General features: G+C 59.4%; 10 protein-coding genes. 5 read left to right on the plus strand and 5 right to left on the minus strand.

The features are described 5' to 3' along the window. Positions 1-229: 229 nt before the first annotated feature. Together P406_RS23365 and P406_RS23370 are read right to left on the minus strand one after the other, a co-directional pair. On the minus strand, positions 230-1,702 hold the full coding sequence (locus P406_RS23365; protein ID WP_003413241.1) for an inorganic phosphate transporter: 1,473 nt from the start codon (positions 1,700-1,702) through the stop codon (positions 230-232). A 203-nt stretch (positions 1,703-1,905) separates the two neighbouring features. Beyond that, positions 1,906-2,103 (minus strand): hypothetical protein, encoded by a 198-nt coding sequence (locus tag P406_RS23370; RefSeq protein ID WP_002554967.1) that lies wholly within the window; start codon positions 2,101-2,103, stop codon positions 1,906-1,908. 858 nt (positions 2,104-2,961) lie between these two features. On the opposite strand from P406_RS23370, the gene pcaR reads away from it, so the two are divergent. From pcaR to P406_RS23395, 5 genes are all read left to right on the plus strand, one after another. Then, positions 2,962-3,804 (plus strand): pca regulon transcriptional regulator PcaR, encoded by an 843-nt coding sequence (gene pcaR, locus P406_RS23375; RefSeq protein ID WP_003363842.1) that lies wholly within the window; start codon positions 2,962-2,964, stop codon positions 3,802-3,804. Positions 3,805-3,960: 156 nt separating this feature from the next. Continuing rightward, positions 3,961-4,818: a CoA transferase subunit A gene (locus P406_RS23380; RefSeq protein WP_003395944.1), complete on the plus strand. Its 858-nt coding sequence runs from the start codon at positions 3,961-3,963 to the stop codon at positions 4,816-4,818. Beyond that, the gene (locus tag P406_RS23385) at positions 4,815-5,597 is read left to right on the plus strand and encodes a CoA-transferase subunit beta (protein WP_174518690.1); all 783 of its coding nucleotides are present in this window, start codon (positions 4,815-4,817) and stop codon (positions 5,595-5,597) included. Before P406_RS23380 ends, P406_RS23385 begins: the two co-directional genes overlap by 4 nt. Next, entirely contained in the window at positions 5,594-6,796 is a 1,203-nt protein-coding gene (gene pcaF, locus P406_RS23390) for a 3-oxoadipyl-CoA thiolase (protein ID WP_173929316.1), read from the plus strand. Before P406_RS23385 ends, pcaF begins: the two co-directional genes overlap by 4 nt. Positions 6,797-7,007: 211 nt before the next feature. Then, positions 7,008-8,309 carry an MFS family transporter gene (locus P406_RS23395; RefSeq protein WP_003413237.1) on the plus strand — a complete coding sequence of 434 codons (1,302 nt, stop codon included), beginning with the start codon at positions 7,008-7,010 and terminating at the stop codon, positions 8,307-8,309. 66 nt (positions 8,310-8,375) lie between these two features. Here the strand turns inward: P406_RS23395 and P406_RS23400 are convergent, their stop codons facing one another. The 3 genes from P406_RS23400 to P406_RS23410 are packed head-to-tail and all read right to left on the minus strand — an operon-like array spanning position 8,376 to position 14,131. Continuing rightward, positions 8,376-9,836 (minus strand): AdeC/AdeK/OprM family multidrug efflux complex outer membrane factor, encoded by a 1,461-nt coding sequence (locus tag P406_RS23400; RefSeq protein ID WP_003431378.1) that lies wholly within the window; start codon positions 9,834-9,836, stop codon positions 8,376-8,378. Further along, the gene (locus P406_RS23405) at positions 9,833-12,967 is read right to left on the minus strand and encodes an efflux RND transporter permease subunit (protein ID WP_003418653.1); all 3,135 of its coding nucleotides are present in this window, start codon (positions 12,965-12,967) and stop codon (positions 9,833-9,835) included. Before P406_RS23405 ends, P406_RS23400 begins: the two co-directional genes overlap by 4 nt. A gap of 3 nt (positions 12,968-12,970) precedes the next feature. Continuing rightward, positions 12,971-14,131, minus strand: a complete 1,161-nt coding sequence (locus tag P406_RS23410) for an efflux RND transporter periplasmic adaptor subunit (protein ID WP_003413226.1) — start codon at positions 14,129-14,131, stop codon at positions 12,971-12,973. Positions 14,132-14,202 lie beyond the last annotated feature (71 nt).

Below are 14,202 nucleotides of genomic sequence, written 5' to 3' on the forward strand. Positions count from 1 at the left end.
TCAAGCAGAAGACGGCATACGAGATACATCGGTGACTGGAGTTCAGACGTGTGCTCTTCCGATTATGCGCAGCCACTTATCGCTAGGCTCTGTACGAAAAGTGGCTGCGCTCGGTGATGCTTCGTTAAAAACAGGCTCGGAATGCTCATTTACAACACGTAGACTCCGCTTCCTCGCCTGTTTTTGCCTCGCCTGACCTTCGCTCGCCGACTTTTCGCACAGGCCTAGATCAGGCCAGGGCTTTGGAAGCCAGCCAGAACAACGCTGCGGACAAGGCGACCGTTGCCGGCAGGGTCAGCACCCAGGCCAGCAGGATGGTGCGCACGGTTCCGCCTTGCAGGCCGCTCTTGTTGGCGACCATGGTGCCGGCTACACCCGATGACAGAATGTGCGTGGTGGACACCGGAAGACTGAACACGTTGGCCAGACCGATCGCGCAGGCGGTGGTGATCTGCGCCGACATGCCTTGTGCGTAGGTCATGCCCTGCTTGCCGATCTTCTCGCCAATCGTCAGCACCACACGTTTCCAGCCGACCATGGTGCCGATACCCAACGCCAGTGCGACCGCCAGAATCACCCAGAACGGTGCGTACTCGGTGGTGGTGGTCAAGTCCTTGCGAAGTTTCTCCAGGTCGGATTTTTCACGCGCTGACAGGTCAGGGAGTTTCCCTACCTTGCGGGCGGTGTCGTCCAGGCACAGCAGATAGCGACGAACTTCGATGCGGCTTTCAGGGGCCAGCGCATGGTAATCGGACACGCCCTTCAGGCGGTCGAGTAGCGCGTCGATGGTAGGTTCGGTCTGCTTCGGATTACAGGCAGAACTGGATGGCAGGTCGCCTTTTTCAGCTTTACCCATGGCCAGATATTCGCCCAGCGTGCTGCTGTTGCGCTGATAGAACTGGTTCAGGTGCTGGGTCGCGTCGCGGGTGCGTTCGATCTGGTAGGTCGTGCTGGTGAGGTCAAGCACGAACTGGCTGGGTACGATACCGATCAGCACCAGCATGATCAGGCCAATACCTTTCTGGCCGTCATTCGAACCGTGTACGAAGCTGACCGCCATGGCGGAAATGACCAGCACCAGACGGTTCCAGAACGGTGGGTGCTTCTTGTCATCCAGTTTGCGGCGCTGGTCAGGGGTCTTGTGCATCTTCGACAGTGGGCGCCACCATTTCAACGCAACCAGTACCAGACCCGCAACGATAAAGCCGGCCAGCGGCGAGAACACCAGCGAAGCGCCGATATCGATCGCTTTCTGCCAGTTCACGCCATCGGCCAGCGGGATATCGTTGAGCAGCGCATTGGCCAGACCCACACCGAGTATCGAGCCGATCAGCGTGTGCGAACTGGAGGCCGGAATACCGAAGTACCAGGTACCGAGGTTCCAGGTAATCGCCGCCGCCAGCAGCGAAAACACCATGGCCAGGCCATGTCCGGTGTTGACGTTGATGAGCAGTTCGACCGGCAGCAGATGGACGATGGCATAGGCAACGCCCACGCCGCCCAGCAACACGCCGAGAAAGTTGAATACACCGGAAAAAAGCACGGCCAGATGAGGCGGCATCGCTTTGGTGTAAATGACTGTCGCCACCGCGTTGGCGGTGTCATGAAAGCCGTTGATGAACTCGAAGGTGAGGACGAAAGCCAGGGCGAGCAACAGGCTCACAAGCACCCAGGCATCAAGCCCGCTGAATAAATCGATCATGTAGGTTTTCTGACCGGGTCTGAAGGGGGCGCGATTATGACAGAAAAAATACCGAACGACTTGTCGTCACCACGCGGTGTCGCCTCAAACCAAAAAAAAGACGCATGAGCGCCGCCCCGTTGAATGTTCAATGAGGCAGTAAGGCGTGTAATTCCGGGGGCTGGAAGTCAGAGTGTCGGGCAGGGATCGGCAGACCCGTGCTGTCATGGCTCTTCTTTCAGGCCTTCTTCCATTTTTTGCAGTTCTTGCTTGAACGCCTGGTCCAGCAGGCTGGCTCTTTTGCGCCAAGGCTTGCGTTCCGGTTCCGGTTGCGCGGCGTAGGTGGTGATTTCACCGCCGTAGACATCCTTGTAGCGTTGTTCCTGGCGCTCAAGTTCCGCGCGCAGTTCATCTTTAGTCACTTTAATACCTGATCGAGTCGAATGGGCTCTGGCGATGACGCAGAACATTGCAAGTATGTTCACTCCAGTCTGGCTGTATACCAAATACAGTCAGCGTCCTGTTCGGGCAATTGCGCGATAGGGTTACTGGACATGCCTGTTGTTGTCTGCGGCTACGTGCACCAGAGAAAAACACCTGTCGTAGCGACACACGTTTGATTTCAAGCACAGGGCTTGTGCTGGCAGGCTTGCTGATGGTCTCGCGGCGATACTGCACCGTGACAGCGCGTCGACAGGGCAGTCGATGCGAAAATCGGGTGAGTGGATCAATCGTTGCGAGGGTATTGCCAACCAACTGACGGATACTATCTCCAAGAACTTCTGCTACGTCAACAACAGAGGTTGAATGAGTTCACATGTCTGGTTTTTTTGTACGATTGTTCCGAAGTTTCAGTGAGCCGTTTATATGACATAAGTTTTATAAAACAGTTTTCACTTTCGACGACAAAATGTTGGCGAAGAAATTCCACGCTTTTTATATGCAGGATGTGTGGAGTTGCGCGGCAGGCACCGACCGCGAACGGGATGAGGAGGAGGGTGTCGCGAGCATCGGGCACGAGGGATGCGCTTGAGTAATGAAAACGGCCTTGCTTGGTGAGCAAGGCCGCTGCCTTGGACTTCTCAGTGGGTACCTGACCAGTATTTCCAAGAAGTCACTTCGTGGCAGAGGTAAAGGTATAAGTATATTTACATGGGGTCAATTGCGATTATCGGCCACCTGTTCGATAATCGCACAGGCGGGGAAGGGCTTCGCTCCCCTGAAAAGTGCTGGAACCTACGGTTTACAGGGCCTGAAAGGCAGTTACATAAGGTGTGTCAATGAACGACGAACTGCGTAAATCTTTTGCCTCATTGGCACCGCCCATCGTGGCGTCGCCCGCAAAGCGCATTCAGGCGCTGACCGGTGACCCGGATTTCATGACCTCGCTGGCGCGTGGGCTGGCCGTGATTCATGCCTTTCAGGAGCGCAAGCGGCACCTGACCATTGCGCAGATCAGCCATCGCACGGAGATCCCTCGCGCGGCAGTGCGTCGTTGTCTGCACACGCTGATCAAGCTCGGTTATGCGACCACTGACGGTCGTACCTACTCTTTACTGCCCAAGGTGTTGACTCTGGGCCACGCCTATTTGTCATCGACGCCACTGGCAACGTCTTCGCAGCCTTATCTGGACCGTATGAGTGATCAACTGCACGAGGCGTGCAACATGGCCACGCTGGAAGGCGACGACATTCTGTATATAGCGCGCTCTGCAACCACGCAGCGGCTCATCTCGGTCGACCTTTCCGTGGGCGGTCGTCTTCCCGCGTACTGCACGTCCATGGGCCGCATTCTGCTGGCCGCACTGGATGACGTGTCGCTGCATGAATACCTTGACCATGTCGATCTGCAGCCCAAGACCAGCCGCACCATTCGCACGCCGGAAGCCTTGCTCGAATGTCTGCAACTGGTTCGGCAACAGGGCTGGTGCATTGTCGATCAGGAACTGGAGCAGGGGCTGCGTTCGATTGCCGTACCGGTCTATGATGCGTCGGGCCAGGTGCTGGCTGCGCTGAATGTCAGTACCAGCGCTGGACGTGTGGCACGCAGCGAGCTGGAACAGCGCTTTCTGCCGATCATGCTCGATGCCAGCCGCGACCTGAGTACGCAGCTGTTTACCTGACGTGGCCGTGTTTTCGCCGGATTGAATTCGTTCGATTACCGAACGTTTAGTCGATTATCGGATTGTTTGCCTTCTTGCTCAGGCATAACCTCATTTTCATTCCGGCGCAGGTCTTCGCGCTGATCATTGAACGTGATGTTGGGTTCGGAGCACCTCATGGCAGACATTCTTTCTCTACGCGATGCGGTGAAGCAACTGGTCAACGATGGCGACACCGTTGCGCTGGAAGGCTTCACGCATCTGATCCCCACGGCCGCTGGCCATGAAATCATCCGTCAGGGTAAAAAAGACCTGACCCTGGTGCGCATGACGCCCGATCTGATCTACGACCAGTTGATCGGTGCCGGCTGTGCGAAGCGGCTGATTTTCTCGTGGGGCGGCAACCCTGGCGTTGGCTCCTTGCACCGTTTGCGCGATGCCGTTGAAAAGCAGTGGCCGCGCGCGATGGAAATTGAAGAGCACAGCCATGCCGACCTCGCCAACGCTTATGTAGCGGGTGCGTCCGGTCTGCCGTTCGCCGTGCTGCGCGCTTATGCCGGGTCCGACCTGCCCAAGGTCAACCCGCTGATCAAGACGGTCACCTGCCCGTTCACCGGCGAAGTGCTGGCAGCGGTGCCTTCGGTACGTCCCGACGTAACCGTGATTCATGCACAGAAAGCCGACCGCAAGGGCAACGTGCTGTTGTGGGGCATTCTCGGTGCGCAGAAAGAAGCCGCACTGGCTGCGAAGCGTTGCATTGTGACGGTGGAAGAAATCGTCGATGACCTCAAGGCGCCGATGAACTCCTGCGTGTTGCCGACCTGGGCGCTGAGCGCGGTGTGCCTGGTGCCAGGCGGTGCGCACCCGTCTTATGCGCATGGCTACTACGAGCGTGACAACCCCTTCTATCAGGCCTGGGACCCGATCGCCCGAGACCGGGAGACCTTCACGGCGTGGATCGATGAATACATCCACGGCACCGCAGACTTCAGTGAATTCCAGAGCAAGCTGGCTCGCGCGTCGGAGGCCAAATAATGACTTACTCCACCAGTGAAATGATGACCGTTGCCGCAGCCCGTCGCTTGCGTAATGGTTCTGTGTGCTTCGTCGGCATCGGCCTGCCTTCGAAGGCAGCGAATCTGGCACGTCTTACCTCTGCGCCTGACGTGGTACTGATCTACGAGTCCGGCCCGATTGGTGCCAAGCCCACGGTGTTGCCGTTGTCTATCGGTGATGGCGAGTTGGCTGAAACCGCCGACACAGTGGTATCCACCAGCGAAATTTTCCGCTACTGGCTGCAGGGCGGTCGCGTCGATGTCGGCTTTCTCGGCGCGGCGCAGGTCGACCGTTTCGGCAACATCAACACCACCGTGGTCGGCGATTACCACCATCCAAAAGTGCGTCTGCCGGGTGCAGGTGGTGCGCCGGAGATCGCCGGTTCGGCCAAATCAGTGCTGATCATCCTCAAGCAGTCGGCGCGTTCGTTCGTCGACAAGCTGGACTTCATCACCTCGGTCGGCCATGGCGAAGGCGGCGACTCGCGCAAACGTCTGGGCCTGCCAGGCGCCGGTCCGGTGGGCATCATCACCGACCTGTGCATCATGGAGCCGGAAGCCGGCACCCATGAGTTTGTCGTGACCACGCTGCACCCTGGCGTGACCCGCGAGCAGGTCGTTGCTGCAACCGGATGGGAGATCCGCTTTGCCGACACGGTGGCGGTTTCCGAAGAGCCTACCGACGTCGAGCTGACGGCGCTGCGTGATCTGGAAGCACGAACTGCCGCGGCTCATGGTCAGGTTGCAGGAGAAGCGTGATGCGTGAAGTATTTATTTGCGATGCGATTCGTACGCCCATCGGTCGCTTTGGTGGCGGGTTGTCTTCGGTGCGAGCAGACGACTTGGCGGCGGTGCCGATCAAGGCGCTGATGGAGCGTAACCCGTCGGTCAACTGGGAAGAGATCGACGAAGTGTTCTTCGGCTGTGCCAACCAGGCCGGTGAGGACAACCGCAACGTCGCGCGCATGGCCGCACTGTTGGCTGGGCTGCCGGAAAGTGTACCGGGCGTCACCCTCAATCGTTTGTGTGCGTCCGGGATGGACGCCATCGGCACCGCTTTCCGGGCCATCGCGTCAGGTGAAATCGAGCTGGCCATCGCCGGAGGCGTCGAGTCGATGTCCCGTGCCCCCTTCGTGATGGGCAAGGCCGATGCCGCGTTTTCGCGCAACATGAAGCTGGAAGACACCACCATCGGCTGGCGCTTTATCAATCCGGCGATGAAAGCGCAGTACGGCGTGGACTCAATGCCCGAGACGGGCGACAACGTTGCAACCGACTTCAGGATTTCTCGAGCCGATCAGGACGCTTTCGCCCTGCGCAGCCAGCAACGCACGGCCGTTGCCCAGGCTGCGGGCTTTTTCGAGGAAGAGATCGTGCCGGTGCGGGTCGCACACAAAAAGGGCGAGACCCTTGTCGACAAGGATGAGCATCCGCGTGGCGATACCAGTCTGGAAACCCTGAGCAAACTCAAGCCGGTCAATGGCCCGGACCGCACGGTGACTGCCGGTAACGCGTCCGGGGTCAACGACGGTGCTGCTGCGCTGATTCTGGCGTCGGCCGAAGCGGTCAAAAAGCATGGCCTGACGCCCCGTGCCCGCGTGCTCGGTATGGCCAGCGCGGCGGTTGCACCTCGGGTGATGGGCATTGGCCCGGTGCCGGCGGTGCGTAAACTGGTCGAGCGGCTGGGCCTGGCGGTGACCGATTTCGATGTCATCGAGCTCAATGAAGCATTTGCCAGCCAGGGGCTTGCGGTGCTGCGCGAGCTGGGTCTGGCGGACGATGCGCCGCAGGTCAATCCCAACGGCGGGGCGATTGCCCTCGGCCATCCGCTGGGCATGAGCGGCGCGCGGCTGGTGCTGACGGCGCTGCATCATCTGGAGAAAACCGGCGGGCGCAGAGGTCTGGCAACCATGTGCGTTGGCGTCGGGCAGGGGCTTGCGCTGGCCATCGAGCGGTAAGCCCTCCCGCTTCAACCTGTTGTCCAGCAACCCGGATCGTTTGTCTGCCTCCACGAAAAGGCGGGCCGATGATCCGGGTTGTTGTTCGTCTGGGCACTGGATGTTCAACCCTGCCGATTTTCCTGGTGGCTGAATTGCTCAGACTGATTGTGCTCGATTAAAGACGGTGTTACAGATTGTTTCTTATGGACAGTTCTGCTTGGGGAAAATAATGACTACAACATCAAAAGCACCGCATTACACCGGCGAGGAGCGAAGCAAAAGAATTTTCGCGATTGTCGGCGCCTCATCCGGCAACCTGGTCGAATGGTTCGACTTTTATATCTACGCCTTCTGCGCGATTTATTTCGCACCGGCTTTCTTCCCTTCCGATGATCCGACCGTTCAGTTGCTCAACACCGCAGGTGTGTTTGCCGCTGGCTTTCTGATGCGTCCGATTGGCGGATGGCTGTTTGGTCGTGTCGCAGACAAACATGGCCGCAAGAACTCCATGCTGATTTCGGTCACCATGATGTGTGCCGGATCATTGATCATTGCCTGTCTGCCGACCTATGCATCGATTGGCGCCTGGGCGCCGGCCTTGCTGCTGATGGCGCGCCTGCTGCAAGGCCTGTCGGTGGGTGGCGAGTACGGCACCACGGCCACTTACATGAGTGAAGTAGCGCTGCGTGGCCAGCGTGGCTTTTATGCTTCGTTTCAGTACGTGACTCTGATCGGCGGGCAACTGCTGGCGGTGTTGACCGTGGTCATCCTCCAGCAATTCCTGACCACCGAAGAGTTGCGTGACTACGGCTGGCGCATCCCCTTCGTGATCGGTGCTGCCGCTGCGGTCATTGCCTTGCTGCTGCGTCGCACCCTCAATGAAACCACCACGGCCGAAAGCCGGCAGGACAAGGACGCGGGCAGTATCGCGGCACTGTTCAAGCATCATGCGGCTGCCTTCATCACAGTGCTGGGTTACACCGCCGGTGGCTCGCTGATTTTCTACACCTTCACGACCTACATGCAGAAATACCTGGTCAACACCGGGGGCATGGAAGCCAAGACCGCCAGCTACATCATGACCGGCGCGCTGTTTCTGTACATGTGCATGCAGCCGTTCTTCGGCATGCTCGCGGACCGCATCGGCCGTCGCAATTCGATGCTCCTGTTCGGCGCGCTGGGTACGCTGTTTACAGTGCCGATCCTGATGACGCTCAAGACCACCACCAACCCGTTCATTGCCTTTGTGCTGATTACCCTGGCGCTGGCGATCGTCAGCTTCTACACCTCGATCAGCGGGCTGGTCAAAGCCGAGATGTTTCCGCCTCAGGTTCGTGCGCTGGGCGTGGGGCTGGCGTACGCGGTGGCCAACGCGATGTTCGGCGGCTCGGCTGAGTGGGTTGCGCTGAAACTCAAGAGTGCCGGGATGGAGAACAGCTTTTACTGGTACGTGACGGCCATGATGGCGGTAGCGTTCCTGTTCAGTCTGCGCTTGCCCAAAGAGCCCAAGTACCTGCATCAGGATCATTGATCGCAGGTGTGTTTCGGCCACAAAAAAACCACCTGATCAGGTGGTTTTTTTGTCTGCCGCTGTCAATCAGAACAGCTGAACCGAAGGCTTCTCCTTGGAGATGGTTTCGGTCTGTCCGGTTCTTTCATACCAGCCGCCGCCGAGGGCCTTGTACAGGTTGACCTCGCTGGTCAGCTGCGACAGGCGATCGGTGATCAGCGTTTGTTGCGCACTGAACAGCGAGCGCTGGGCGTCGAGGAAGGTCAGGTTGCTGTCGATGCCGATCCGGTAGCGACGCTCGGCCAGACGGTAGTAATCCTGGTTGGCCGCGACGAAGTCACGTTGCGCCTGGAGCTGCTCGTCATAAGTCTTGCGTGAAGCCAGGCCGTCGGACACTTCCTGGAAGGCGGTCTGAATCGCCTTCTCGTAGTTGGCAACGCTGATTTCCTTCTGGATTTTCGAGTAGTCCAGGCTGGCGCGCAGGTTACCGGCGTTGAAGATCGGAATGTTGATGCTTGGCTGGAACAGCCAGGCGCCCGATCCGCCCTTGAACAGGCCGGACAGCTCGCTGCTGCTGGTCCCGGCACTGGCCGTCAGGCTGATGCTCGGGAAGAACGCTGCACGTGCCGCGCCGATGTTGGCGTTGGCCGCCTTCAGTGAGTGCTCGGCTTCCAGTATGTCCGGACGACGCTGCAGCAGGTCGGACGGCAGGCCTGCCGGCATTTCGGTCAGCATGTCGGAATCGAGCAAATGGCTGGCCGGCAGGTTGTCAGGCAGGCTGGTGCCGAGCAGCAGCACCAGGCTGTTCTGATCCTGGGCAACCAGGCGCTGGTACTGGGCCAGTTTGGCGCGCGCGCTTTCGACGGCGGTACGCGACTGGCTCAGGTCCAGTGCCGAAGAAACGCCGACCTCGCTGGCGCGCGAGGTCAGACGGAAGCTTTCTTCGTAGGTCTTCAGGGTGTCCTGCGTCAGCTTGAGCAGTTCCTTGTCGGCCTGCCAGGTCATGTAGGCATTGGCGACACTGGCCACCAGACTGATCTGGGTGCTGCGACGTGCTTCCTCGCTGGCGAAGTAGGTCTCCAGCGCCTGCTCGCTGAGGCTGCGGACCCGGCCGAAGAGGTCCAGCTCGTACGAGCTGACACCCAGAGAGGCCGAGTAGCTGCTGGTGATGCCTGATTGACCGGTTTGCGACTGATCGGCTGGCACGCGCTGACGTGTACCGCTGCCGGTGGCCGAAACAGCAGGGAACAGGTCCGAGCGCTGGATACGGTACTGGGCGCGGTAGGCGTCGATGTTCAGCGCCGCAACCCGCAGGTCACGGTTGTTGAGCAGTGCAGTCTGAATCAGCTGTTGCAGCGCCGGGTCATTGAAGAAGTGCCGCCAGCCTTGTTCCGCGGCGGCCATTTTGGCGCCTTCGACCGGCGAGTACGCCGGCCCTTGCGGATATTGTGCGGCGACCGGTGCTTCCGGCTGCTTGTAATCGGGGATCAAAGAGCAGCCGCCGAGAATGAACGCGGTAACTGCAAGTGAGATCAATGACTTGCTCATTGGCCAGCCTCATCGTGTGAAATATGTTTCTGCTTGCTCTTGAAGAGCCCTGAAACCGTTACGAAGAACAGGGGCACCCAGAAGATCGCCAGAATAACTGCGGTGATCATACCGCCAATTACGCCAGTACCGATCGAATGCTGACTGCCCGAACCTGCGCCCGAGGAAATCGCCAGCGGCACGACGCCGAGGATGAAGGCCATGGAGGTCATGATGATCGGGCGCAGACGCATGCGGCAGGCCTCGATCGCCGCGTCCACCAGGCTCTTGCCCTGTTCGTGAAGCTCTTTGGCGAACTCGACGATCAGAATGGCGTTTTTCGCCGCCAGACCCACCGTCACCAGCAGTCCGACCTGGAAGAACACGTCGTTGGACAGACCGCGCAGGCTGGTTGCCATCAGTGCACCGATAACCCCCAGTGGCACCACGAGGATGACCGCGATCGGAATCGACCAGCTTTCATACAGCGCCGCCAGGCAGAGGAACACGACCAGCAACGACAGGGCATACAGGGCAGGGGCCTGCGAACCGGACAGACGTTCCTCGTAGGACAGACCGGTCCACGAGATGCCGATGCCCTGCGGCAGCTTCTTGGCCAGCGCCTCGACTTCGTTCATCGCGTCGCCGCTGCTGTAACCAGGGGCTGGCGTACCGAGCACTTCCTCTGCCGCCACGCCGTTGTAGCGTGACAGTTTCGGCGAGCCGTAGGACCATTTGCCGCTGGCGAAGGCCGAGAACGGCACCATTTCACCCGCACTGTTTCGCACGTACCATTTCTTCAGGTCTTCAGGCGTCATACGCGCACCTGCATCGCCCTGGATGTACACCTTCTTCACACGGCCACGGTCGATGAAGTCGTTGACGTAGCTGCCACCCAACGCGATGGACAGGGTGTTGTTGATGTCCGACAGGGTGATACCCAATGCGCTGGCGCGCTCGTCGTCGATGATCAACTGGTATTGCGGTTCGTCGTTCAGACCGTTCGGACGCACGCCTGCCAGAATCTTGCTCTGTGCGGCCATGCCGAGGAACTGGTTACGCGCCTGCATCAGTTTCTCGTGACCGACGCCGCCTTGGTCTTGCAGGTAAACGTCGAAGCCCGTTGCGTTACCCAGCTCCAATACCGATGGCGGCACGATGGCAAACACCATCGCGTCGCGCAGGCTGAAGAAATAGCCCTGAGCCCGCTTGGCCAGTTCGAAGACGCTGTTGTCGGAATCACGTTCTTCCCACGGCTTGAGCATCACGAACGCAATCGCCGAGCTTTGACCGCGGCCCGCGAAGTTGAAGCCGTTTACCGAGAACACCGACTTCACCGCGCCGCTTTCCTTGGTCAGCAGGTACTCACGCATCTGATCGATGACTTCCTGCGTGCGCTCGGTCGAGGAGCCGGCCGGTGTCTGGATCTGGGCGAAGATAACGCCCTGGTCTTCTTCGGGCAGGAACGCAGCCGGAATACGCATGAACATGAACACCATGCCCGCGCAGATCAGTATGTAACCCAGGTACGCAGGCCACTTGTGCTTGAGCATGTTGCCGACGCCGCGCTCGTAACTCAGAACGCTGCGGTCGAAGGTGCGGTTGAACCAGCCGAAGAAACCACGTTTCGGTTGCCCGTGCTTCTCGTGATCGATGGGTTTGAGCATGGTGGCGCACAGCGCCGGGGTGAAGATCAGCGCAACCACGACCGACAGGGCCATGGCCGAGACGATGGTGATCGAGAACTGCTTGTAGATCACCCCGGTGGAGCCGCCGAAGAACGCCATCGGCAACAGAACCGCCGACAGCACCAGGGCAATACCGACCAGCGCGCCCTGAATTTGTGTCATGGATTTGATCGTGGCGTCGCGTGGGGAGAGTTTTTCCTCCTCCATGACCCGCTCGACGTTTTCCACCACCACAATCGCATCGTCCACCAGCAAGCCGATGGCCAGCACCATACCGAACATGGTCAGGGTGTTGATGGTGAAGCCGAAGGCCGCGAGGATGCCGAACGTACCCAGCAAGACCACCGGAACCGTCATCGTGGTGATGATGGTTGCGCGGAAGTTCTGCAGGAACAGGTACATCACCAGGAACACCAGCACGATCGCTTCGATCAGGGTGTGCACCACGCCGTTGATCGATTCGCTGACCACCGGTGTGGTGTCATACGGGTAAACGACTTTCATGCCAGGCGGGAAGAACGGCTCCAGCGACGAAACGGTCGCGCGGATGGCCTTGGCGGTGTCCAGTGCATTGGCGCCGGTGGCGAGCTTGATCGCCAGACCGGAAGCCGGTTTGCCGTCGAACTGCGAATCGGTGCTGTAGTTCTCTGCGCCCAGGCCGACCGTGGCGACGTCTTTCAGGCGAACCTGCGAGCCGTCAGTGTTGACCTTGAGGAAGATGTTGCCGAACTGCTCTGCGGTCTGCAGACGCGTCTTGCCGATGATCGTGGCGTTCAACTGCTGGCCGCTGATCGATGGCAGGCCACCCAACTGGCCGGACGACACCTGAACGTTCTGCGCGGTGATCGCGTCTTTCACGTCCACTGGCGTCAGCTGGAAGTTGTTCAGCTTGGCCGGGTCCAGCCAGATACGCATGGCGTACTGCGAACCGAACACCTGGAAGTCACCCACACCCGAGGTCCGCGAGATCGGGTCCTGCATGTTCGACACAATGTAGTTGGCCAGGTCTTCCTTGCCCATGCTGCCGTCTTCCGACACCAGGCCGATCACCATCAGGAAGTTCTTCACTGCCTTGGTGACGCGGATACCCTGTTGCTGCACTTCCTGCGGCAGCAGCGGGGTCGCGAGGTTGAGCTTGTTCTGCACCTGAACCTGCGCCGTATCCGGGTTGGTGCCCTGATTGAAGGTCGCCGTGATGGTCATGCTGCCGTCGGAGTTACTTTCCGAGCTGACATAACGCAGGTTGTCGATACCGTTGAGCTGTTGCTCGATCACCTGAACCACAGTGTCCTGCACCGTCTGGGCAGACGCGCCCGGATAGGTAACCTGGATACCGATGGCGGGCGGTGCGATGCTCGGGTACTGGTTGATCGGCAGGCTGGAAATCGACAGCGCACCGACCAGCATGATCACGAGGGCAATAACCCAGGCAAAAATGGGTCGATCAATAAAGAATTTCGACATGGGTTACTCCCCTTTGCTGCCTGCGGCTTTATCAGTGGCCGGGGCAGGTGCCGGGTTTGCTCCTTTGACGTTGGTCGCTTCGGCGACTTTCACTTCGGCGCCTGGTTTGACGTACTGCAAGCCTTCGGTGATGACACGATCACCTTCTTTCAGGCCGTCTTCGATCAGCCAGTCGCTGCCCACGGTGCGATTGGCCACCAGCGTACGCATTTCAACCTTGTTGTCCTGATTGACGACCATGGCGGTCGGCGTGCCTTTCAGGTCGCGCGTCACGCCTTGCTGCGGCGCCAGAATGGCTTTCGAATTGACGCCAGCCTGCAACTGCGCATGAACGAACATGCCCGGCAGCAGACGGTGTTCAGGGTTCGGGAACACGGCACGCAGGGTCACGGAGCCGGTGGTCTGGTCAACCGATACTTCGGCGAATTCCAGTTTGCCTTCCTGGCCATAGACGCTGTTGTCTTCCAGGGTCAGCTTGACCTTGGCCGCGTTGTCGCCGGCTTTCTGCAGCTTGCCGCTGTCCAGGTCGCTGCGCAGCTTGAGCATATCGGCAGACGACTGCACCACGTCGACATAGATCGGATCGAGTTGCTGGATGGTCGCCATGGCGTCGGTCTGCGCGCTGCTCACCAGTGCGCCTTCAGTCACCGCAGAGCGACCGATACGACCGGAAATGGGCGCCAGCACCTTGGTGTAGCGCAGGTTGATCTGGGCGGTCTGCAGGGTTGCCTGAGCTTCCTGGGTCGATGCCAGCGCCGTGTCGTACTCCTGACGGCTCACCGCCTGCTCGCTGACCAGTTGCTTGTAGCGATCGGACATCGACTTGGCGGATTGCAGGGTGGCCTTGGCGCTGTTGGCGTTGGCTTCATAGACAGCCGGGTCGATCTGGTAGAGCTGCTGACCGGCTTTGACGTCGCCACCTTCGGTGAACAGACGCTTGAGAATGATGCCGTTGACCTGAGGACGAACCTCGGCGACGCGGAAGGCGGTGGTCCGGCCCGGCAGCTCGGTGGTCAGGGTATAGGGCTGTGCTTTGATGGTAACGACGCCTACCTGAGGGGTTTGCGCAGGCGGGGCGGCCTGTTCCTTCTTGCTACAGCCACTAAGCAGGGTTGCCAGGGCGACGGCAGTGACCAGAACGGTAACAGCTGGCTTGAATTGCATGAAGATCCTCGGGGCAGGAGCCTGTTATCTCAACAGTACGTTGAAGTGTAAAAAAATATTTCGGCTAGATA

This window comes from Pseudomonas syringae pv. coryli str. NCPPB 4273 (genome assembly GCF_000972175.1).
In the GTDB taxonomy this organism is placed as follows: Bacteria; Pseudomonadota; Gammaproteobacteria; order Pseudomonadales; family Pseudomonadaceae; genus Aquipseudomonas; species Aquipseudomonas syringae.

Excerpts from the sequence above, each read along its gene's own strand:
- P406_RS23400 (WP_003431378.1), bottom strand. The coding sequence starts at position 9,836 with ATGAGCAAGTCATTGATCTCACTTGCAGTTACCGCGTTCATTCTCGGC.
- pcaR (WP_003363842.1), top strand. The coding sequence starts at position 2,962 with ATGAACGACGAACTGCGTAAATCTTTTGCCTCATTGGCACCGCCCATC.
- P406_RS23365 (WP_003413241.1), bottom strand. The coding sequence starts at position 1,702 with ATGATCGATTTATTCAGCGGGCTTGATGCCTGGGTGCTTGTGAGCCTG.
- P406_RS23395 (WP_003413237.1), top strand. The coding sequence starts at position 7,008 with ATGACTACAACATCAAAAGCACCGCATTACACCGGCGAGGAGCGAAGC.
- P406_RS23405 (WP_003418653.1), bottom strand. The coding sequence starts at position 12,967 with ATGTCGAAATTCTTTATTGATCGACCCATTTTTGCCTGGGTTATTGCC.
- P406_RS23380 (WP_003395944.1), top strand. The coding sequence starts at position 3,961 with ATGGCAGACATTCTTTCTCTACGCGATGCGGTGAAGCAACTGGTCAAC.
- P406_RS23410 (WP_003413226.1), bottom strand. The coding sequence starts at position 14,131 with ATGCAATTCAAGCCAGCTGTTACCGTTCTGGTCACTGCCGTCGCCCTG.